The 21,970-nt window shown below is 46.7% G+C and carries 24 protein-coding genes; 11 read left to right on the forward strand and 13 right to left on the reverse strand.

Annotated features, from left to right (window positions below):
• The first annotated feature begins 1 nt into the window (after position 1).
• The 4 genes from hydG to hydF are packed head-to-tail and all read left to right on the forward strand — an operon-like array spanning position 2 to position 4,381.
• On the forward strand, positions 2-1,441 hold the full coding sequence (gene hydG / locus H9J30_RS04150; RefSeq protein WP_240129828.1) for a [FeFe] hydrogenase H-cluster radical SAM maturase HydG: 1,440 nt from the start codon (positions 2-4) through the stop codon (positions 1,439-1,441).
• Positions 1,442-2,083 carry a hypothetical protein gene (locus H9J30_RS04155; RefSeq protein WP_240129829.1) on the forward strand — a complete coding sequence of 214 codons (642 nt, stop codon included), beginning with the start codon at positions 1,442-1,444 and terminating at the stop codon, positions 2,081-2,083.
• Positions 2,080-3,162, forward strand: coding sequence for a [FeFe] hydrogenase H-cluster radical SAM maturase HydE (hydE, locus tag H9J30_RS04160; RefSeq protein ID WP_240129830.1), 1,083 nt, complete (start codon positions 2,080-2,082; stop codon positions 3,160-3,162). Before H9J30_RS04155 ends, hydE begins: the two co-directional genes overlap by 4 nt.
• Positions 3,146-4,381 (forward strand): [FeFe] hydrogenase H-cluster maturation GTPase HydF, encoded by a 1,236-nt coding sequence (gene hydF / locus H9J30_RS04165; RefSeq protein WP_240129831.1) that lies wholly within the window; start codon positions 3,146-3,148, stop codon positions 4,379-4,381. The genes hydE and hydF overlap by 17 nt, the downstream gene beginning before the upstream one ends.
• 70 nt (positions 4,382-4,451) lie before the next feature.
• On the opposite strand, the gene rplI is transcribed toward hydF, so the two are convergent.
• The 4 genes from rplI to rpsF are packed head-to-tail and all read right to left on the reverse strand — an operon-like array spanning position 4,452 to position 5,889.
• Positions 4,452-4,904 carry a 50S ribosomal protein L9 gene (gene rplI / locus H9J30_RS04170; protein ID WP_037422085.1) on the reverse strand — a complete coding sequence of 151 codons (453 nt, stop codon included), beginning with the start codon at positions 4,902-4,904 and terminating at the stop codon, positions 4,452-4,454.
• Between the two features lie 36 nt (positions 4,905-4,940).
• Entirely contained in the window at positions 4,941-5,168 is a 228-nt protein-coding gene (gene rpsR, locus H9J30_RS04175) for a 30S ribosomal protein S18 (RefSeq protein ID WP_006083042.1), read from the reverse strand.
• A gap of 11 nt (positions 5,169-5,179) precedes the next feature.
• Entirely contained in the window at positions 5,180-5,485 is a 306-nt protein-coding gene (gene priB, locus H9J30_RS04180; RefSeq protein ID WP_011073673.1) for a primosomal replication protein N, read from the reverse strand.
• A gap of 8 nt (positions 5,486-5,493) precedes the next feature.
• Positions 5,494-5,889 (reverse strand): 30S ribosomal protein S6, encoded by a 396-nt coding sequence (rpsF, locus tag H9J30_RS04185; protein ID WP_011073674.1) that lies wholly within the window; start codon positions 5,887-5,889, stop codon positions 5,494-5,496.
• A gap of 212 nt (positions 5,890-6,101) precedes the next feature.
• Here rpsF and H9J30_RS04190 point away from each other — a divergent pair, with 212 nt between their 5' ends.
• Positions 6,102-6,845, forward strand: a complete 744-nt coding sequence (locus tag H9J30_RS04190) for a DUF481 domain-containing protein (RefSeq protein WP_240129832.1) — start codon at positions 6,102-6,104, stop codon at positions 6,843-6,845.
• Between the two features lie 210 nt (positions 6,846-7,055).
• Positions 7,056-8,480, forward strand: coding sequence for an MFS transporter (locus tag H9J30_RS04195; protein ID WP_240129834.1), 1,425 nt, complete (start codon positions 7,056-7,058; stop codon positions 8,478-8,480).
• A 71-nt stretch (positions 8,481-8,551) separates the two neighbouring features.
• Here the strand turns inward: H9J30_RS04195 and rlmB are convergent, their stop codons facing one another.
• From rlmB to zapE, 8 genes are all read right to left on the reverse strand, one after another.
• The gene (gene rlmB, locus H9J30_RS04200) at positions 8,552-9,292 is read right to left on the reverse strand and encodes a 23S rRNA (guanosine(2251)-2'-O)-methyltransferase RlmB (RefSeq protein ID WP_240129835.1); all 741 of its coding nucleotides are present in this window, start codon (positions 9,290-9,292) and stop codon (positions 8,552-8,554) included.
• Positions 9,293-11,719 (reverse strand): ribonuclease R, encoded by a 2,427-nt coding sequence (rnr, locus tag H9J30_RS04205; protein ID WP_240129836.1) that lies wholly within the window; start codon positions 11,717-11,719, stop codon positions 9,293-9,295. It abuts the gene before it with no gap.
• 40 nt (positions 11,720-11,759) lie between these two features.
• Positions 11,760-12,416 (reverse strand): tetratricopeptide repeat protein, encoded by a 657-nt coding sequence (gene motX, locus H9J30_RS04210; protein WP_240129841.1) that lies wholly within the window; start codon positions 12,414-12,416, stop codon positions 11,760-11,762.
• A 107-nt stretch (positions 12,417-12,523) separates the two neighbouring features.
• A complete protein-coding gene (locus tag H9J30_RS04215) occupies positions 12,524-13,819 on the reverse strand; it encodes an adenylosuccinate synthase (protein ID WP_240129842.1) in 1,296 nt (431 codons plus the stop codon).
• Between the two features lie 66 nt (positions 13,820-13,885).
• Positions 13,886-14,074, reverse strand: a complete 189-nt coding sequence (locus H9J30_RS04220) for a DUF2065 domain-containing protein (RefSeq protein WP_240129844.1) — start codon at positions 14,072-14,074, stop codon at positions 13,886-13,888.
• A gap of 112 nt (positions 14,075-14,186) precedes the next feature.
• Positions 14,187-14,579, reverse strand: a complete 393-nt coding sequence (gene rpsI / locus H9J30_RS04225) for a 30S ribosomal protein S9 (protein ID WP_006083052.1) — start codon at positions 14,577-14,579, stop codon at positions 14,187-14,189.
• Between the two features lie 14 nt (positions 14,580-14,593).
• Positions 14,594-15,022 carry a 50S ribosomal protein L13 gene (rplM, locus tag H9J30_RS04230; protein WP_011073682.1) on the reverse strand — a complete coding sequence of 143 codons (429 nt, stop codon included), beginning with the start codon at positions 15,020-15,022 and terminating at the stop codon, positions 14,594-14,596.
• 296 nt (positions 15,023-15,318) lie between these two features.
• Positions 15,319-16,431, reverse strand: coding sequence for a cell division protein ZapE (gene zapE / locus H9J30_RS04235; protein WP_240129845.1), 1,113 nt, complete (start codon positions 16,429-16,431; stop codon positions 15,319-15,321).
• 448 nt (positions 16,432-16,879) lie between these two features.
• Between zapE and degQ the strand changes: the two genes are divergently transcribed.
• From degQ to H9J30_RS04260, 5 genes are all read left to right on the forward strand, one after another.
• A complete protein-coding gene (gene degQ, locus H9J30_RS04240) occupies positions 16,880-18,232 on the forward strand; it encodes a Do family serine endopeptidase DegQ (protein ID WP_240129846.1) in 1,353 nt (450 codons plus the stop codon).
• Between the two features lie 125 nt (positions 18,233-18,357).
• The gene (gene degS / locus H9J30_RS04245) at positions 18,358-19,440 is read left to right on the forward strand and encodes an outer membrane-stress sensor serine endopeptidase DegS (RefSeq protein ID WP_240129847.1); all 1,083 of its coding nucleotides are present in this window, start codon (positions 18,358-18,360) and stop codon (positions 19,438-19,440) included.
• A 788-nt stretch (positions 19,441-20,228) separates the two neighbouring features.
• The gene (locus H9J30_RS04250; RefSeq protein ID WP_240129848.1) at positions 20,229-20,453 is read left to right on the forward strand and encodes a hypothetical protein; all 225 of its coding nucleotides are present in this window, start codon (positions 20,229-20,231) and stop codon (positions 20,451-20,453) included.
• Between the two features lie 108 nt (positions 20,454-20,561).
• Positions 20,562-21,182 (forward strand): hypothetical protein, encoded by a 621-nt coding sequence (locus tag H9J30_RS04255; protein WP_240129849.1) that lies wholly within the window; start codon positions 20,562-20,564, stop codon positions 21,180-21,182.
• Positions 21,183-21,206: 24 nt separating this feature from the next.
• On the forward strand, positions 21,207-21,668 hold the full coding sequence (locus H9J30_RS04260) for a hypothetical protein (protein WP_240129851.1): 462 nt from the start codon (positions 21,207-21,209) through the stop codon (positions 21,666-21,668).
• Between the two features lie 165 nt (positions 21,669-21,833).
• On the opposite strand, the gene H9J30_RS21575 is transcribed toward H9J30_RS04260, so the two are convergent.
• Positions 21,834-21,962: a hypothetical protein gene (locus H9J30_RS21575; RefSeq protein WP_275679491.1), complete on the reverse strand. Its 129-nt coding sequence runs from the start codon at positions 21,960-21,962 to the stop codon at positions 21,834-21,836.
• Positions 21,963-21,970 lie beyond the last annotated feature (8 nt).

The following is a 21,970-nucleotide window of genomic DNA, read 5'->3' on the forward strand; positions in this document are numbered from 1 at the left end:
CATGAGCACACACGAGCATCATTCCATTACCATTTCGGACTACAATCCCAACGTCAGCTTTATCGACGATAAGGCGATTTGGCAAGCCATTGAAGACGCCAGCAATCCAAGTCGCGAGCAAATACAAGCCATTCTCGACAAGGCGCGCCAATGCGAAGGCTTAAGCATTCAAGAAACCGCCCTCCTGCTGCAAAACCAAGATAAAGCCTTGGATGAAGCACTCTTTACCGTCGCCCGTGAGATTAAAAACACCATTTACGGCAATCGTATTGTGATGTTTGCACCGCTCTATGTCTCGAATCATTGCGCCAACAGTTGTAGCTACTGCGGCTTTAACGCCGATAACCATGAACTGAAACGTAAGACGTTAAAACAGGATGAGATCCGCCAAGAAGTCGCGATCCTCGAAGAAATGGGCCACAAGCGGATCCTTGCGGTCTATGGCGAGCATCCACGCAACAATGTGCAAGCCATTGTTGAAAGTATTCAAACCATGTACAGCGTTAAGCAGGGCAAGGGCGGAGAAATTCGTCGTATCAACGTCAACTGCGCGCCAATGAGTGTGAAAGACTTTAAGCAACTTAAAACTGCGGCGATAGGCACTTATCAATGCTTCCAAGAAACCTATCATCAAGACACCTACAGCCAAGTCCATCTTAAAGGTAAAAAAACCGACTTTTTATACCGCCTCTACGCCATGCACAGGGCCATGGAAGCAGGAATTGACGATGTCGGCATTGGCGCCCTCTTTGGCCTGTATGATCATAGATTTGAGCTGCTTGCCATGCTCACCCATGTTCAGCAACTCGAAAAAGACTGTGGCGTAGGCCCACATACCATCTCCTTCCCGCGGATTGAACCCGCCCATGGTTCGGCTATCAGTGAAAAGCCGCCCTATGAGGTCGATGATGACTGCTTTAAGCGCATTGTTGCCATCACTCGCCTTGCCGTGCCTTATACCGGGCTGATTATGAGCACGAGGGAGAGCGCGGCATTGCGTAAAGAATTGTTAGAACTCGGGGTTTCACAAATCAGCGCAGGCTCGCGTACTGCGCCCGGCGGATATCAAAACAGCAAACAAAATCAACATGATGCTGAGCAATTCAGCCTTGGTGACCACCGTGAAATGGACGAAATCATCTATGAATTAGTCACCGACTCGGATGCCATCCCCTCCTTCTGCACGGGTTGCTATCGCAAAGGGCGAACTGGCGATCATTTTATGGGATTGGCCAAACAGCAGTTTATTGGCAAATTTTGCCAGCCCAATGCATTGATCACATTTAAGGAATATTTGAACGACTACGCCAGCGATAAAACCCGCGAGGCAGGTAACGCCCTGATAGAGCGAGAGCTGGCTAAAATGAGCCCGTCACGGGCGCGCAATGTGCGCGGCTGTTTGCAAAAAACCGATGCGGGTGAACGGGATATCTATCTGTAAATGACATCTTATCTATTCTCAGAGCCCGGCGTACAGTTGCATTTTGGCCTTAACACTAGCGCCTTACTGAATGCGATAGAACGCGCTGATGCAATCGTGCTGCACGCGGCGATTTACAGTAATTTTGCCGATAATGCCGTGGGGCAACTGTTATTACAGCGGCTACAAAACGCCAGCTTAAAGCAACTCACCCTGATAAAACTTGAGCCCACTCGTCTATGGCGGGATGAGTTTGCCACCATCCTAAGGCCAGAGATGCCGCTGCAGGACGTAGAGCAGCTGTATGATATTTCCCGCCACTGGTGCGCCGAGCTTAAAACGCAGTTTCCTGAAGCCATCAATTTAGTCTCAACCCAAGCGCTACCACTGCAACCTATATTGCTGATTGGCGATAGACTCTTTGTCGGCCACTACGCCCACAGCAATTACACCTCGGCTCAAGGACTTTGGCTGGAGTTTGATATCCTTGCTTTAGGCCTTGCACCAAACAGCTTAATCGATTGGTTTGATACTGGCGTCCCCAGTGAGCAAAACTCAGCGGTGATAGTAGCACTTGGCCGTTATGTTGAGGAATGCCGCCGCGCAGTGGGCGATCTTTGGTATCAGAGCTTGATTGAGCTAGATAAAGGGCGTAACAGATGAACACTCGCCCTAGCCCGCCAGTACCAGTCACTCAGCCAACATCCGTTAACCCGACGCTGCTTAAGCCCACAGCGTTTTCCTATGCCGAAATCCTTTCGCTACTTCAGGGACAAGACGATGAATGGTTGTTTAGTCGCGCCCAGCTCGCCACTGAATTGCAATTTAATCAACAGGTGTATTTACGCGGCATTGTCGAGTTTTCGAATCACTGTCGTAACCACTGCCATTACTGTGGTTTACGCACCGAAAATCGGCTGGTAACACGCTATCGGCTCTCGAACGAAGAAATCCTTCACGCAGTCGATAGCATTGCCGAGCTGGGACTAGGTACTGTGGTGCTGCAATCGGGGGATGACTTTAACTACAGCGGCAATCGTATCAGTGCCCTTATTACTGAAATTAAGCAGCGCCACAATCTAGCAATCACTCTGTCACTGGGTGATCGCAAACATCAAGAGCTGGAAAAATGGCGCGAAGCGGGCGCAGATCGCTATTTACTCAAAATGGAAACCTTCGACCGTGCCCTCTTTGCTCGGTGTCGCCCTAAAGCCAATTTTGACGAGCGCATTGCAAGGCTCAATTATCTTAAGTCACTGGGATATCAAACTGGCTCAGGAATTATTGTCGATTTACCGGGAATGACGGATGCAATCTTAGCCCGTGATATTCAGCTATTAACCGAACTACAGCTCGATATGCTGGCCTGCGGCCCCTTTATCGCCCATCACCAAACGCCGTTTGCGGCGTCACCCAATGGCATTGCACTTAAGAGTCACAGGGTGAGCGCTATTCTGCGATTGATGAATCCGGGGGCGAATATTCCCGCCACCAGTTCACTCGACGCCCTTGAAAAAGGCGCAAGGGAGCAGGCTCTCAAACGCGGATGTAATGTGCTTATGCCTTCCTTTACACCAACAAAGGTCAGAGGCGATTACAGCATCTATCCGGGAAAAAACCAGCAACAACACCCAGCAGCAGAGCGACTTAGCCAAGTCTGCCAGCAAATTCAACGCCACGGGCTCCTGCCATCCTTTAGCCGTGGTGATTCAAAAAGGAACCAATATGTGTCAAGGCATTAATCCACAAGAACATTCCCACTCCCAATCGGCACCAAGAGGGATGCGTTACCATATCGCCTTAGTAGGTCGGCGTAATTCGGGGAAATCCTCTTTACTCAATATGCTTGCAGGGCAGCAAATCTCAATCGTATCCGATATTAAAGGCACGACAACAGATGCCGTAGCCAAGGCCTATGAGTTACAGCCCCTGGGGCCTGTGACCTTTTACGACACCGCGGGCATAGACGATGAAGGAACATTAGGAATGATGCGAGTGAGCGCCACTCGTAGGGTGTTGTTTCGCTCTGATATGGCACTCTTAGTCGTTGATGAGCAGGGACTGTGTCCCTCAGACATGACATTAATTGACGAAATACGCCAATTGCAGATGCCAATACTTGTGGTATTCAATAAGGCCGATATCTGCACACCCAAAGCTGAGGATATTGCCTTTTGCCAGACTCAATCCTTACCCTTTATTGTCGTTTCTGCCGCCACAGGTCTCGCGGGTAAACAGCTTAAGCAGTTGATGGTCGAATTAGCACCCGCGGAGTATAAGCAGGAGCCGCTCCTAGCGGGCGATCTTTATCAAGCGGGGGACGTTATCCTCTGCGTCGTCCCTATCGATATGGCCGCACCTAAAGGGCGTTTGATCTTGCCACAGGTGCAGATACTGCGTGAGGCGCTTGATCGCAGCGCGATCGCTATGGTCGTTAAAGAAACTGAACTCGCGCAGGCATTATCTGTCGTTACGCCTAAACTGGTGATTTCTGACGCTCAAGCGATTAAACAAGTCGCCGCCATCGTGCCAGACGCCATCCCTCTCACGACCTTCTCAACTTTATTTGCCCGATTTAAAGGCGATTTAGCTGCACTCGCCACTGGAGCCGATGCCTTAGATACCCTGCAAGATGGCGACAAAGTGCTAATCAGTGAAGCCTGCAGCCACAATGTGCAGGAGGACGATATTGGCCGAGTTAAACTCCCCCGCTGGATCAACAGTTACACAGGCAAACAACTCGAGTTTGCAGTCACATCTGGGCACGACTTTCCCGATGATTTAGAGCAATATGCCCTAGTCATCCACTGCGGCGCTTGTATGTTTAACCGCAATGAAATGCTCCGCCGCATCCGCGAGTGCCAACGCCGACAAGTGCCCATCACTAACTATGGTGTAGCAATTTCTAAATTGCAGAGCGTGCTACCGCGAGTGCTCGCGCCCTTAACACATCTGCTCTAAATGAAACCAAATAGCGCCCATAAAAAAACACCGCCGAAGCGGTGTTTTTTTAGTTTAAAGCAGTGTGTAATTAAGCTTCTGCAACGATAGAAACTTTAACAACAGCTTTAACTTCAGTGTGTAACTGAACTTCAACTTCGAAGTCGCCAGTAGTACGCAGAGCGCCTAATGGTAAACGAACTTCTGATTTAGCCAGTTCAACGCCAGCAGCAGTTACTGCATCAGCGATGTCACGGTTGCCAACTGAACCAAACAGTTTGCCTTCATCACCCGCTTTAGAAGCGATAACAACAGCTTCCAGAGCAGCGATTTTCTCAGCACGTTGGTTAGCAGCAGCCAGATCAGCAGCAATTTTTGCTTCTAATTCAGCGCGACGAGCTTCAAATACTTTAACGTTGCTTTCGTTAGCAACAACAGCTTTACCTTGTGGCAGCAGGTAGTTACGAGCGTAACCAGCTTTAACTGCAACTTGGTCACCCAGGTTACCCAGGTTAGCGATTTTATCAAGCAGAATAACGTTCATTATCAAATCCTCTATATTCGATTAGGAATACTGCAATTACTGATGTAAATCAGTGTATGGCAGTAGAGAAAGATAACGAGCACGCTTGATAGCGCGAGCTAGTTGACGCTGATATTTAGCACTAGTACCAGTGATACGGCTTGGAACGATTTTGCCGCTTTCAGTGATGTAGTTCTTTAAAGTAACGATATCTTTGTAATCAATTTCTGCAACACCTTCAGCGGTGAAACGGCAGAACTTGCGACGACGGAAATAACGTGCCATTTGACAGTCTCCTAAGTTTTCAATTCGACATTTTCGGCATGGATGACTAAGCGATTTTGGCCATTTCGCCCCTGTTGAAGCGTCATAAAACCTTGAACTTGTACTTCCACACCTGCTTTCAGATTGTCTGCCACACTTTCAAAGCGTGGGCCACTCAATATCACTTGTATTTGTACGTAGACGTTGCGGAGCATATCTGCTTCATAACGCTGCGATTTGTGTTCTAGCATTATCACACTATGTGCGATGCCTGCCGGGCTTTTAAAGCGTCTGGAACGGGTTATGGTTCCTGACAACACCAAGTTATTGGTGGTCACAGATAAACTTACTCAGCGATTTCTTCAGCGTTAGCTTCATCATATGAGCGGTCGCCAGCTGGGCCACGACGTGAATCGCGCTCATCTTTAGCTTTCGCCATTGGAGATGCTTCGGTGATGGCACCTTTAGTACGCATTACCATGTTACGCAGAACTGCGTCGTTGAAACGGAAAGCAGTTTCTAGCTCTTCAATCGTCTCTGCTGGTGCTTCAACGTTCATCAGAACGTAGTGAGCTTTGTGCAGGTCTTGGATTGGGTAAGCCAGTTGACGACGGCCCCAATCTTCTAAACGGTGGATTTTGCCGTTAGCTTCGGTGATTGCACCGGTGTAACGCTCAATCATACCTGGTACTTGTTCACTTTGATCTGGGTGAACCATAAATACGATTTCGTAATGACGCATTTATTGCTCCTTACGGTTATGTAGCCTCGTTATTGGCTCAGTCAGACCAAATGGAGGCAAGGAACGAAAATAGTGACTGATTTGAGCGCGAGATAGTACAGAAAGCAAACGTGAAACTCAAGCAATAACTTTGCCTCCACCTTCAATACGGGTAAGATGACGACTCGCACCTTTTCGGATACCAGACACCAGCCAAGCAAGAATACCAGACAATGCTAAAATTTATCGCACCAAGCAGCCTTTTTCTTATTTCATTTCAATCTGTTGCTCTTGTCCCTCCTGATTATCAGGAACCTGCGAATGATTTTACAGCTGAAGTAGAAGCGGGGTTACAGTTGAATAAAGGGAATACCGAATCCAGCAGTTTTAATGGTCGAACCCAACTGATTTTTGATACCAAGCAAACAAAGCAGGAAGCTGTACTAAAGGCTTATTTTGCATCCGAAAAAAATCAAACCACTTCAGAAAAATATGAATTGCAGTTACAAAGTAACTATAAACTCGATCGAGGTTATATTTTTGCTCGGGGAGATTTTACGTGGGATCAGTTCGGTAGCTACACGAAAATATCAACATTTTCTATTGGTTATGGTTTTAATGCCATCAATAGTTACCGAACGAAACTGAGCCTCGAAGTCGGTCCTGGTTATCGTTATAACCTACCATCTGAATCACCAATACAATCTGATCCTGAGGCTGAAAAAGACGTCATTTTACGTACTGCGGCGAAGGTATCCCAAAAACTTCAGGAATACACCAGTATCAATGCCGATTTGACTGCCGAAGTGGGCGATAAGAACAATACCTTAACCTTAGACATGAACTATAAAAATCTTGTCTTTCAAGACTGGGCTTTCAAAATCGGCGTTAACATTAAATATACAGAAGAAGTACCTGAGGACAGCAAGCATACCGACACAATCACGACCTTTAATTTACTCTATACCTTTAGATAACCCACAACGTCACCAAAACTGCGTTAGCAAACGATAAGGGTGACATAGAGCCATGATGTTGCACTGAGGTTTTTGATTAAGTGACTCAGACACAAAAATGAAAAATTAATCTACCTTTACCAACAATTTGCAACACAGTTTAGACATCAACTGCTGATATAATATGAACATTTTTATGTACGTGGATGTGTTTGTATTCTGGAGTTGTAGATGGCTAATCAGCTGCGCACTTTTGCCTCTTTATATAGTACGACCCTTTTGACTGTGCTCGCGGGTGGCTTACTGACCACCTACTTAGGTCTGCGTCTCTCTGTGATACATGTTCCACAGCTATGGATTGGCGGCATGATGTCAGCGTACTATGTCGGCCTTGTTGCAGGTTCTAAGATAGGCCATCGACTAATAGCACAAGTGGGCCATATCCGCGCCTTTGTCGCCAGTGCAGGGATTGTCGCCGCCTGCGCGCTTGGCCACGCACTCGTGGATCAATTAGCGGTTTGGCTCCTATTAAGACTGATTGTCGGCATGGGCATGATGTGCCAATACATGGTGCTCGAAAGTTGGCTCAATGAGCAGGCAGAAAGTAGCCAACGCGGTACAGTGTTTGCCAGCTACATGATCGTCTCGTACTTCGGCTTGATATTAGGCCAAGGTGCCATCAGCCTGTATCCCGAATTAGGTCTAGAGCCGCTATTACTGATAGCCATTTGCTTCGCCCTATGCATAGTCCCGATTTCTTTAACGCGGCGAATTCACCCCGCGCCACTGGTGCCAGCGCCCTTAAAAATCGCTCACTATTGGCAAAAAGCTCCACAAGCACTGACCACTATCGCCATCGGCAGCATGATTGTCGGATCTTTTTACGGTCTCGCACCCGCCTATGCGAGCAATCTCGGTCTGCCCCCAGAAAAAGTCGCTACCTACATGACCGCAACGATTTTAGCCGGTCTACTTGCCCAATGGCCGATGGGAAAATTATCCGACATTATGTCCCGCAGTCGGCTTATCCGTATTAACTGCGTGCTGCTTGGGATCTTAGCCTTAGGCATCGCCCTCACTCCATATCATCCAACAGTCTCACTGGTGATGACGTTTCTATTCGGTATCCTAGGCTTTACCTTTTACCCCTTAGCAACCGCACTGGCAAACTCCCGTGTCGAGCAAAGTGAAAGGGTTGGACTGTCGGCAACCATTTTGCTCACTTTTGGCATGGGCGCCAGTATCGGCCCGCTTATCGCCTCGACCCTGATGCAATGGTTTGGTAACAGTATGCTCTACGGTTTTATGTCAGCCTGTACTGTAATCCTGTTTTTACGACTACGTTATGTTCACTCGCAGCAAAAGGCCGAAACGAATGTCACCCAAGATTATATGATGGCAACCGGTGACTTAGTCTCATCACCACTGGCCGCAGCGCTCGATCCGAGGGTAGATGTAGAATCGGTTCAGGAACACATGACACCGACACCGCAGGAATATCAAGAAGACTTAGGCACCGAAACCAATGAAGATGCTGAAAATGACAACGAGCACCAACTCACATTCGAGTTTCAATTTGACCCCGAGCCAGCTTTCATCCCTGAGGTTGAAAACCAAATCACAGCGCACAATCTTGATACAGTGAAAACCAGCTAACAAATTGAGTGGACAGATTTTTACGCAATAAAAAAGACGGGCGAGCCCGTCTTTTTTGCACATGTTCTTGTTTAACTACGGCGCTGACGCATGGCCTCAAACAAACAAATCCCCGTCGCCACCGACACGTTTAAGCTAGAGACGCTCCCCGCCATTGGAATAGAGACTAAAGTATCGCAACATTCACGACTTAAGCGGCGTAAACCTTTGCCTTCAGCGCCCATCGCAATGGCTAACGGCCCTTTAAGATCGGCTTGATACAATTCACAATCCGCCTCACCTGCCGTGCCGACAATCCACACGCCCTTTTCCTGCAGATGGCGCATAGTACGCGCAAGGTTAGTCACTTGGAATAACGGCACGGTTTCAGCGGCGCCACAAGCCACCTTACTGACCACAGCTGTTAAGCCAACGGAGTTATCCTTTGGCACAATAATGCCCTGCACGCCCACCGCATCGGCGTTACGTAAGCAAGCACCTAGATTGTGCGGATCAGTCACACCATCTAAAATCAATAAAAACGGTAAGTCAGTTTTAGCTAACAGCTCATCTAAGTCATGCTCAGCCAAGATTTTAGCCGCTTTCACACGGGCAACAATGCCTTGGTGCTGAGTACTTTCGGCTTTCTCGTCCAACACTTTGCGTGAAGTCACTTGAATGCTCGTGCCAAAGGCTTTCGCTTGGCGGATCAGCGGGGTTAAACGCTCATCCTCACGGCCCTGCAACAGCCAAAGTTCAATAATGCGCTCAGGGCTATGCTTTAATAGGGCTTCAACTGCGTGGATCCCAAAAATAATATCTTGTTTTTTCATTTACTTCTTTCTCGTGCTCCGCTTCGCGGCCTTTGGCTTTTTCGCCGTATCTTTTACGCTTTTCTTAGGCTTAGTGCCCGCTTTAGACTTGGACTTACTCGCCGCTTTTCCTGAACCCGCTTTAGACTTAGCCCCAGACGATTTAGCCGCTTTGGCCATTTTCGCACCTTCGCGATTAACACGCTCACGGGCCGTCATAGGTTTATCACGACTCGGCGCAGCCTTGCGGCGACCGCCTTTACCACTATCGCCAAGCATCATTAAGTCTATCTGTCTATCATCTAAGTTTACCGCGGCCACTTTGACCGTGACGGGGTCGCCCACCTGATAGACTTGTCCGGTATGCTCGCCAATCAAACGCTGACGCATAGGATCAAATTGATAATAATCGCTGCCAAGGCTAGAAATATGCACTAAACCATCGATAAATAAGTCATTTAAGCGAACGAATAAACCAAAGTTAGTGACAGAGGCAATAACGGCCTCAAAGGTGTCACCCACATGGTCCTGCATAAATTCACATTTCAGCCAGTCACTTACATCACGCGTAGCCTCGTCGGCGCGGCGCTCAGTCGTAGAACATTCTTCACCTAATTGGTCTAACTCATCGAGTTGATAGTGGTAACCCCCATCGGGAGTCCATTTCTCATTGGCTTCGCCCTTTTCCTTCGCCAACAAATAGCGGATCACCCGGTGCAGCACTAAGTCAGGATAACGGCGAATTGGCGAGGTAAAGTGCGCATATTCCTCGAGTGCTAAACCAAAATGGCCTTCATTATCAGGCGTGTAGATAGCTTGGCGCATTGAACGCAGCAACATCACTTGAATGAGTTCAGCATCGGGGCGATCGGCAATCTGCAACATCACATTTTGGTAATCCGCCGGCGTTGGCTCAAGTCCACCGCCCATACTTAAGCCGCGCTCGGCCAAAAACTCTTTAAAGTTAGCCAGCTTTTGCTCTGAGGGCGACTCATGCACTCGATAAAGGATTTCACCCTTATGCTTTTTGACAAACTTAGCAGCCGATACGTTGGCCAAAATCATACATTCTTCAATGATTTTATGAGCTTGATTTCGAGCTCTTGGCACAATCTTATCGATCTTGCGCTGGTCGTTAAAAATAAACTGTGTTTCTAGGGTCTCAAAAGCAATCGCCCCACGCTCAGCGCGCTGTTCATCTAGCGCTAAATAGAGCGACTGCAAACATTGCAAATGCGGGAATAGTGCTTCATGCTCAGGCGCAATCGGTCCGCCTTCGAGCATCGCTGCGACTTGGGTGTAAGTGAAGCGCGCATGTGAATGCATCACCGCCGGATAAAACTTATAACCCGATAGCTTACCGCGGGCCGAAATCGTCATCTCTGCGACCATACACAGGCGATCGACATGGGGATTGAGCGAGCACAGGCCGTTTGAGATCTTCTCCGGCAGCATAGGGATCACTTGCGACGGGAAATATACCGAGTTACCACGGGCACGGGCTTCGGTATCTAAGGCCGAATCGGTACGCACGTAGTAACTCACATCCGCAATCGCAACCCACAGACGCCAGCCACCACTAGGTTTGACTTCGGCATATACCGCATCGTCAAAGTCGCGGGCATCTTCACCATCAATCGTCACTAAGGGCAGATCACGCAGATCGACACGGCCGACTTTATCAGACTCAGTCACTTCATCGGGAATACGGCGCAGTTTCTTCTCAATTGCGGCAGACCACGTATGGGGAAGATCGTAATTACGCAGGGCAATTTCGATTTCCATTCCAGGCGCCATTTGTTTGCCGAGCACCTCGGTCACTTTACCTGCGGCTTTAACGAATCGACCGGGACGGCGAGTTAATTCCACCACCACGACATCGCCTTGACGGGCGCCATTGCGATCTTCGCTTGCAATTAAGATTTCTTGGGTAATGCGTTTATCATCGGCAATCACAAATGCCATGCCGCTATCGACATGGAATCGGCCAACAATTGCAGCACTTCGAGGCTGAATAAGTCGCACGATACGGGCTTCACGACGACCTTTACGATCCATTCCGGCCTTCTGCGCCAATACTTTATCGCCGTGGAAATACATCAGCATATCACGGTTGGATATAAATAAATCGTCGCCACCTTCGTCAGGTTTAAAGAAGCCATAGCCTTCTTTATGACCCAGCACAGTGCCAGAAATCAGATCCATTTTTTCAGGTAAGCCGTAGCTTTGACCGCGAGTAAACACCAGTTCACCATCGCGCTCCATCGCCCGCAAACGACGACGCAAAGCTTCTAACTGCTCTTCATCATGGATCTGTAATGCCGCAGCAATGCTGTCACGGGTAATAGGTGATTTTTGAGAACGTAAGTACTCGATAATATACTCACGACTTGGGATAGGGTTTTCGTACTTATCCTGTTCACGCTCAAAATGAGGGTCTTTTATCATTCAATATCCAAAAATTTCTGTCTCAACGATTGGAGACATCTCAACGGGTTCGCAAGTGCTCTTGCTGGGCCCGCGCCACTGCACTGGCGGGCATTTTAGCTGCTAACACCTGCAGTAATGATAAGGCTTTTTTCTTCGTCGCCTCATCGGTAAATACATTGTTATATAACCAGTTATAGGCCATTTCGTAATCCCTTGGACTACCATAACCTTCACCGTACAAACGTACAAGCATCATTCGAGCAGCTAAACTACCGCTCGCTGCTGCTGGCAATAAATAATTGACTGCGCGGTCCTTATTGCGAATAACAAACTTACCCGTTTGATAATACTCGGCAAGTTTTACCATTGCCTCAGGACTCCCCTGCTCAGCCGCTTCACGCAGTAACCCCATCCCTTTGACAGCATTGGCTTTTACGCAGGTTCCGTGATTGAGCATTTCCCCCCACAAAAACTGATATAGGGGCTGCTTTAAGACTTCTGCACGCGCTTCAATATCTTGTACTAATTGGCACTCATCCTGTTTGACTTTTGCCAAATATTGTTCACTACGGATCATTTCAAGTAATTGATCTTGAGAATAAATATCTACTGCTTGTGTCTCGGCAAAGCACATTGAAGATACTAAGGGCAGCAGCGCAAATAATGCAGTACGTAGCATAATGACTCTCAATGACAATAGGATGAATACTTGCATCGGCAGTATAACCTATTTCTTGAGCTCAAGCCGAATTTCTAACCACGAAAGCAAACAGGAAGGAACAGCACAGGAAGAAAAGGCCGTGAAACACGGCCTTTACAATCTTAGTTAAACGGGCTAACTAAAATCATCGTCTCGTTACGGTCTGGACCGGTAGAGATGATGTCAATCGGCGTTTCTAACAACTCTTCAATACGTTTGATGTAGTTGATAGCCGCTTGCGGTAACTGATCAAAAGAGGTCGCACCGAAAGTTGACTCGCTCCAACCAGGCATTGTTTCATAAACAGGAGTGACCTGCTCATAACCTTCAGCCGCTAACGGAGTAACCTTAGAAATTGTGCCATCTGGATGTTGGTAGCCCACACAGATCTTCACTTCTTTCAGACCGTCAAGTACGTCTAACTTCGTTAAGCAGAAGCCACTTACACTGTTGATCTGTACTGCGCGGCGCATTGCCACAGCATCTAACCAACCAGGACGACGCTTACGACCAGTAGTCGCACCAAACTCATGACCTTTAGTACCTAAATGATCACCCACTTCACATAAGAGTTCTGTCGGGAAAGGACCTGCACCCACTCGCGTGGTGTAAGCCTTCATGATACCTAATACATAGTCTAAGTGACGTGGACCAAAACCACTACCCGTTGCTACACCACCTGCGGTTGTGTTTGACGAAGTCACAAACGGATAAGTACCGTGGTCAATGTCTAGCAGTGTACCTTGAGCACCTTCAAACAGAATTGGCTCACCCGCTTTACGCGCGTTATCCAGCAGTTCGGTTACGTCAACACACATGCTCTTAAGGTAGTCAGCCAAGGCTAACGCATCGCTGAGCGTTTGCTCATAATCGACTGCGTCAACTTTGTAGTACTCTGTCAGCATAAAGTTATGATATGCCATAACTTCTTTCAGCTTTTCAGCAAAGAGTTCAGCATTGAACAGATCGCCCACACGCAGACCGCGACGGGAAATCTTGTCTTCATACGCAGGACCAATACCACGACCAGTCGTACCAATAGCTTTGTTACCGCGCGCTTTTTCGCGGGCGATGTCTAAGGCACTATGGAATGGCAGGATCAGCGGACATGCTTCAGAGATCAACAAGCGTTCCTCAACAGGAATGCCGCGCTCTTTGAGCATGTTGATCTCTTTCATCAGCGCGTCGGGTGCAAGCACTACACCGTTACCGATAATGCATTTAACATTTTCGCGTAAGATGCCAGATGGGATCAGATGAAGTACGGTTTTATCGCCATTGATCACTAAGGTGTGACCTGCGTTATGACCGCCTTGGTAGCGAACTACATATTTTGCCTGTTCTGTTAGAAGGTCGACAATCTTACCTTTTCCTTCGTCACCCCATTGGGTGCCGAGAACAACTACGTTTTTGCCCATTGTTTGCTGCAAGGTTGTGGTTAAAAAAGAATTCTAACAGATTTTAAACCGCAAGTGGTAAGGCATTTATGAAAAAATAATCAAAATGACTAGGCCTGCGGTGACCAATGAACCACCGATTTGGCGTAAAACTTGCTGATTTTGATTGGAAAGTTCGTTCAAGTAACGACGCCATTTATTAGGGAATAACAATGGCCCTACACCTTCCAAAATCAGCACCAGTGCCACGGCCAGCATAAATAACTGTAAGGTCATTTTCCCCTCTCTTCGAACTGTCAGCAAAAACACTTTCATTAACGCGAGCATAACCAATTTTAGGCAATAAAAAACCCAGCATAAGCTGGGTTTTTTGATATTCCAAAACGTATTAACGCTTAGAGAATTGTGGCTTACGACGTGCTTTACGTAGACCCACTTTCTTACGCTCAACTTTACGAGCGTCACGGGTAACGAAACCAGCAGAACGTAATGATGGACGCAGAGCTTCATCTAATTGCATCAGAGCACGAGTGATACCGTGACGGATTGCACCTGCTTGGCCAGTGATACCACCGCCTTTAACAGTTACATAGATGTCCAGCTTGTCAGTCATTTCAACTAACTCTAATGGTTGACGAACAACCATACGAGCAGTTTCACGACCAAAGTATTGGTCCAAAGGACGTTGATTTACAACGATGTTGCCACTACCAGCTTTAGCGAATACGCGTGCTGTAGAGGTTTTGCGACGGCCAGTGCCGTAGTACTGAGTTGCAGCCATTTGCTTAATCCCGTTTAGATATCAAGAACTTGAGGTTGTTGTGCAGCGTGGTTATGTTCTGCGCCAGCGTAAACTTTCAGTTTACGGAACATGGCACGGCCCAGTGGACCTTTTGGTAACATACCCTTAACTGCTTTCTCGATGATCATTTCTGGCTTATGAGCTTGCAGCTTTTCAAAGCTGATTTGCTTAATGCCACCAGGGAAGCCTGAGTGCGAGTAGTACGTCTTGCCTTGCGCTTTGTTACCAGTAACAGTAACTTTCTCAGCGTTGATAACGATGATGTAATCACCAGTGTCAACGTGAGGAGTGTATTCAGGCTTGTGCTTACCGCGTAAACGCAGAGCGATTTCGGTAGCGATACGACCTAAAGTTTTGCCGTCTGCATCAACGACGAACCAGTCACGAGTTACAGTTTCTGGTGTAGCAGTAAAAGTCTTCATTATTACAAAAACCCAAAGTTAATTTTCTGTCTCACATGCTGCTTGCAATGGCAAACAACACAAAATTGCCTTTCAGTACCCCTTCGAGTACTTAACTCGGCGTACAACTTCCACCTAGTTTGGTGGAGTAACGTGGGCAGGTGGCGGATTATAGACAAACGTGAGTTAAAAATCACCTGATATTTTGACAAAAATCATAAAAATTCGATCGATGTGGCTCATTCCCTCGATGACGAATGAGCCTAGGCAGATTTGTCGAAAAAAATCTTCGCAGTCCCCCAGCAACAGTCTAGGACTTAAGGTAAATGCTCTGATTTTAAGTAATCATGAGATTGCATTTCAATCAAGCGGGAACGACAACGTCTGAATTCAAAACTCAATAAGCCGTCGGCATAAATGTCTTCTAACGGCACCTGCGCGGACACGATCAATTTAACGTTTCGTTCGTAAAACTCATCCACCATCGCCAAAAAACGTCTGGCGATATCATCACCGGTTAAAAACGCGCCCATTTGCTCAATACCACTGACCAACACGGTATGATAAATCCGCGCTAATTCCATATAATCCCGCTGGCTTCGGGGTCCATCGCATAAGGCTCTAAAATCCGCCAGTAAGACGCCTTGCGCCTGTTGACGTATTGAAATTGCGCGCCCTTCAATTTCGATCGCTTCGGTTGAGATTTCAGCCTCAGGTGCTAACTGGCGGAAATAACGCAGCAGGTTAGTGTCGGCCTGTTCATCGAGTGGATGGTGATAAATCTCTGCCTGCTCTAACGTCCGTAAACGATAGTCGATCCCCGAATCCACATTAAGTACTTCACAATGTTGATTAATTAGTGCAATGGCAGGTAAAAAGCGCGCCCGTTGCAGCCCGTTTTTATATAAATCATCGGGAATAATGTTTGAGGTGGCGACTAAAACCACGCCTTCTTTAAAGAGGGCTTGGAATAAGGTGCCAAGTAACATGGCGTCGGTGATATCCGAGACAAAAAATTCATCAAAACAAATGACTCTATATTTCGCGGCCATATGTTTTGCAATGACTAATAATGGATCTCGCGTACCTTTAAGCGCATCTAAGTCTAAATGCAGTTGATGCATAAAACGATGAAAATGCGCCCTTAATTTTTGATTGCCTGGCAAGGTATCAAAAAAGGTGTCCATCAGATAGGTTTTGCCGCGGCCAACGCCCCCCCAAAGATAAAGTCCTTTTGTAGGCGCGGGCGCAGATGTCAACCCCAAAGAGGTAAATAATTTACCAAACAAAGAGTTAGGCTCTTCGGCTGCGGTTAAGTCCTCATAAACCCGTTGCAGCGCCTTAACCGCCATTTCCTGCGCAGGATCATGGGAAAAACCATCACGAGTAAGATCTTTTTGGTAATGCTGCCAAGGGCTTAACTGGGGCACGTTATAATTCTCTTATATCCTTTATTGAAACTGCGTCGATATTAGCACGACCAAGATGACGCAGCATATATTTATACCCAAGCGACCTGAATTCTGCATTTTCAAATCACCTAGTAATAAGGACTGCAACACCACTAAAACCGTGTATGAAATGATTAAAACTGATTTATAAAGGACTATGCTGTTAGCTAATTAAACTGAACGGTTTGGATCATTTGACACTTGAAAAAGTCCTTCAAAGCCCACAAGTTACACTCAGTTAAATGCTGATAAAATAACCGTTAAGAAATTAACCTTTGTTAATATTAATGAACTTTTTCAATGAGGTGCGTGTCCGAGTGGTTACCTAGGCAAATAGCCGGTACCGATACAGATTTGATCTGGTGCGGACAAAACTTAAGACGTATTACATCCAGATCCTTGATCCCTTATTTGGAGTTATGAATAGATGAAAACGAAATTATCTGTACTTTCAGCCGCAATGTTAGCCGCAACCCTGACAATGATGCCCGCTGTCTCACAGGCCGCTATTCCGCAATCTGTTGAGGGACAATCAATACCCAGTCTTGCGCCCATGTTAGAGCGTACGACTCCCGCCGTGGTTTCTGTGGCGGTTTCTGGCACCCATGTTTCTAAACAACGCGTTCCCGATGTGTTCCGTTATTTCTTTGGCCCTAATGCGCCCCAAGAACAGGTGCAAGAGCGTCCATTTAGAGGCTTAGGCTCAGGTGTGATTATCGATGCAGATAAGGGCTATATCGTCACCAACAACCATGTGATCGATGGTGCAGATGATATCCAAGTCGGTCTGCACGATGGCCGTGAAGTCAAAGCCAAATTGATTGGTACCGACGCCGAATCCGACATTGCGTTATTGCAAATCGAGGCTAAAAATCTGGTCGCGATTAAAACCTCTGATTCTGATGAGCTGCGCGTCGGTGACTTTGCGGTTGCTATCGGTAACCCCTTCGGTCTAGGACAAACCGTAACATCAGGAATTGTCAGCGCCCTAGGGCGTAGCGGTTTAGGCATTGAAATGCTTGAAAACTTTATCCAAACCGACGCAGCCATCAACAGTGGTAACTCGGGCGGCGCTCTGGTTAACCTTAAAGGTGAACTGATCGGTATTAACACTGCTATCGTCGCGCCTAACGGCGGTAACGTGGGTATCGGTTTTGCGATTCCAGCAAATATGGTGAAAAACCTCGTGGCACAGATTGCCGAGCATGGTGAAGTTCGCCGCGGCGTACTGGGGATTGCTGGCCGTGATTTAGATAGCCAACTTGCCCAAGGCTTTGGTTTAGACACTCAACACGGTGGCTTTGTGAATGAAGTTAGCGCGGGCAGTGCCGCTGAAAAAGCCGGCATTAAGGCAGGTGATATTATCGTTAGCGTCGATGGCCGTGCGATCAAGTCGTTCCAAGAGCTACGCGCTAAAGTCGCGACCATGGGCGCTGGCGCTAAAGTCGAACTCGGCCTTATCCGTGATGGCGATAAGAAAACGGTTAACGTCACCTTAGGTGAAGCAAACCAAACGACAGAAAAAGCAGCTGGTGCAGTGCACCCTATGCTACAAGGTGCCTCATTAGAAAATGCCTCTAAAGGGGTCGAAATTACCGATGTTGCACAAGGATCTCCAGCGGCAATGAGTGGCCTGCAAAAAGGCGATTTGATTGTCGGTATCAACCGTACTGCGGTTAAAGATCTTAAATCGCTCAAAGAGCTGCTCAAAGATCAAGAGGGTGCTGTAGCCCTAAAGATTGTCCGTGGTAAGAGCATGCTTTACTTAGTGCTTCGTTAATCAATTGGCGAATCTGATCTTGCTCCAATTATCAGGCGCTAATCAGCATAGGGAACGCGGGTTCCCTATGCTTTAACTTGTTAAACATGTTAATCTAACTCACCTTTTTCAATACTTAGCCTGCCATGACAATAAAAGAAACCCTGTTATATCTCGGTAAAGCCGTGCTTTTCGGCCTTATCATGGCGGCCATGTTTTTGTTAGTTACGCACTACTTCAACAATAAAAATCTCGGCAGCTCGTTACTGCAAAACCGTGGTAATAATACGGTCGAGCTCTCCTTTGCTAAGGCCGTACGCCGCGCCGCGCCTGCCGTCGTCAATATTTATAGCTTAAGTATCGATCAGAGCCGTCCATTGAATTCTGGCTCACTCCAAGGTTTAGGATCTGGGGTGATCATGAGTAAAGAAGGCTATATTCTCACTAATTATCATGTCATTAAAAAAGCCGATGAGATTGTGGTGGCCCTGCAGGATGGCCGCAAATTCACCTCGGAAGTCGTAGGTTTTGATCCCGAAACCGATCTTTCAGTGCTAAAGATTGAAGGCGATAATCTTCCTACAGTGCCAGTCAATCTCGACAGCCCCCCCCAGGTTGGCGATGTGGTATTAGCCATTGGTAACCCCTATAACCTCGGTCAAACCATTACCCAAGGCATTATCAGCGCTACGGGTCGTAACGGCTTAAGTTCTGGTTATTTAGACTTTTTACAGACAGATGCTGCGATTAACGCCGGTAACTCCGGTGGTGCATTAATTGACACTAACGGTAGCCTGATTGGCATCAACACCGCCGCCTTCCAAGTAGGCGGTGAAGGTGGTGGCCACGGCATTAACTTCGCGATCCCGATTAAACTCGCCCACAGCATTATGGGCAAACTGATCAAAAATGGTCGGGTGATCCGTGGCGCCTTAGGGATCTCAGGCGAACCGATTAACCCTGTTGTGGCGCAAATCCTCAATCTGCCCGATTTGCGTGGCGTATTAGTCACGGGGGTCGATCCCAATGGCCCCGCAGCGCGGGCGCAGCTACAACCAAGGGATGTAATCATCAAATACGATGGTGAAGATGTGCCAGGGGTCGAAATGCTAATGGATAGAATTGCCGAGACTACTCCCGGCAAGAAAATCATGATGACGGTTATCCGCCAAGGTAAACAGCAGCAACTCCCCGTGATTATCGATGAAAAGGTCGTCGTCGATAATTAAGCTTAGTAGCTGACCTTGTTAACCTCAGAATGAGGCATGTATAAAACCTCATTCTGAATCATCGCCAAATCACCTATTACCTCATCCCTCAAATGGCAGAGCTATTTATCTTGCACTGCAATTTTTCACTTACTTTTGCCCCAAAACGAGATAAGTTTGTCGTCAGGTGTGTAGGATGAATTGTCATTGTTTCCCCAGTGACACGCCGTGCTCTTTGTTTAAAAAGCAGTGTCCCTATAGGCTCGACGGCGGTATCTGCAACACATGGAAGTGTAAATGCCGCGTTCACATGGATGTGAAAGAGCGGCCATGCCGCCAACGGTCACAGTTGCAACAATGACAATCCTCACTAACCCATTCGCTTTTCATTCAGCTAAAAAAGCTATTTGCCCCATTCCGATTTTCGGCTCGTTAGCTCAATCGAAAATTCCCACTTCTGCTGCTATACAAATTTTTATCTATTTGCCTATGTTTGGCCTTACCAGAAATCGACTAACAATGTATGGGTATACAGTCATATTTAAATTTAGGTGTTTTGGTATGATTTTTAGACAAAATTAGTGCGCACTAATTCCATCCGAAATAAATAAAACTCTATAAAATCAGGTGAATATAGTAACTGAATTTTAGTTAATAGGTTTGGAAAACGCGCATGCGCGTTTTTCTAGATGGTATATTAGGCACAAAGCTGATAAGTTCTTTGCATACAGATAGTTAACCGTGCGCGTTTTCACTAGTCCAACGAGATAAACGCGCATGCGCACGAATAAAATGTTATGGAGTAATACATGAACGTAGCACGTGATCTTCATAATAGATGGCTTGGTGGCGAACAGATTGCAGGTGTGAAATTTTTAATGAATGACTATGTCGTGATTTCATCTGGACGCCACTCCGGTCTATCTGGGTCTGTTGTATCTGTAATTAAGTTTGAGCCTAACCCGCCTTACGTTGTAGAAACAGAAAAAAATGGGGACATTGAGGTCAGGGAAAATGAGATTCACCACCCATAACAAGCGGTTGCAACCCCGCTCCAGCGCTTCGCGCTTACGCTCGACAGTTTGTAAGCGGCGGTTGAACCGAACGTTATGTATCTACCATACTTCAACATCTGAGGCTGCATGAAAACGAAAGCAATAGATCTTATTACAAACAATGCTGAAGTGGTTTTCGACTCTTTATTAGAAAATGGTTTGCTAAAAGATATCCCATTTTGGGGAAGTATTGTTGGTGCTCTTCGGTTAAAGGGAGATGTAACAAACTACCTTTTTGCAAAAAAGATTGAGGCATTTATATCTCAGCTAAAAAAAGGAGAGATTGAGGACTTCGATGCAGAAATTGCAGATAAAGAGCAACTTCAAAAAATAGGAGTTGATCTTGTTTTTATACTGGAAAGAGCATCGAATATTGATAAAGCAAAATGGATAGCTGAAGCAGTAATCGGATTAGTCGAAAAACGTTATGACTTAGACACCTTTGAAAGACTGGTCTATGTCATCGAAAGATTTAGTCCTACTTTAAAAAGCACCCTAGACGTGTGGTATTTAAAGAGAGATTTAAGTAACGGGCAAGCCTATGCATTCTGCTTTGATGGTGATCATCCTGAAGAACTAGCTAATCTAGGTCTTCTTAGCAGAACATACGAAGCAAAGGTTGCAAATAATGGCTTCTTTCCCGTCAAATTTGAAGAGTGTAATTTAGGTCTTCAACTTTGGAATATAATCGAAAAAACAAATAATTAGACGTTATGCATCATAGGCAGCTTCATGCGATTCACATTATTTCTGGCGTTATTTATTTCTTTATCTAGCACTGCTAACGCAGCCGATAATACGGCGATGAAAAATTGCTCATTATCCGCGCCATTACCAAAATCTGGCGAAGAAGCCAATCATGGTCAATTAATGCTGATAAGCCCTAGAACATCAGAGCTGTCGCCCAATTACTCCGGCTGCCAAACTCTTTGGTTTGCCATCAACGGTAAACCAATTAAAGTATCTGAAGTTGAGTTTTTTAATGGTAAACCTACGAAATTCACCGGTTTTGAAAACGAGCAAGGGAAAATTTCTTTTTCCTGCACTTATAAAAATGCAAAACTCGTTAATTCAGTTGGCCAGTGCGATTCCGAACTTCCAATGAACATCCCTATGGCTAGTATGCCATCTGGATGTTTCGAAAAGGTCAAAACTGGAAAATGGCCTCCAGAGTGCGAATATGACGGTCAATAAAAATGCATAACAAAACACTTCAGTTTGCTCCACTTCGTTCCGCCGGACGTCGCTTAGTTGATCGTTAGCCCATAGAGATTTTCATCCGAAAATGACGAGTTAGAGTTAATAACCTAACTCATTTTTGTCCCAAAGCATGCTGTGTGTTTCTTTAAAACCTGCAGACTACACCGATGCTAAAAGTGGTGAGCCATGGTGATTAGCGAGACGACCGTCCGCCCCATGGATGGGGCGGTCGAGCATCCAAGGAAGGACTCGCTGCGAGTCGTCGAGCAAATGCCATGACTCATCCATCAATCAGA

The sequence above is a fragment of the Shewanella cutis genome (assembly GCF_022410515.1).
GTDB lineage: Bacteria > Pseudomonadota > Gammaproteobacteria > Enterobacterales > Shewanellaceae > Shewanella > Shewanella cutis.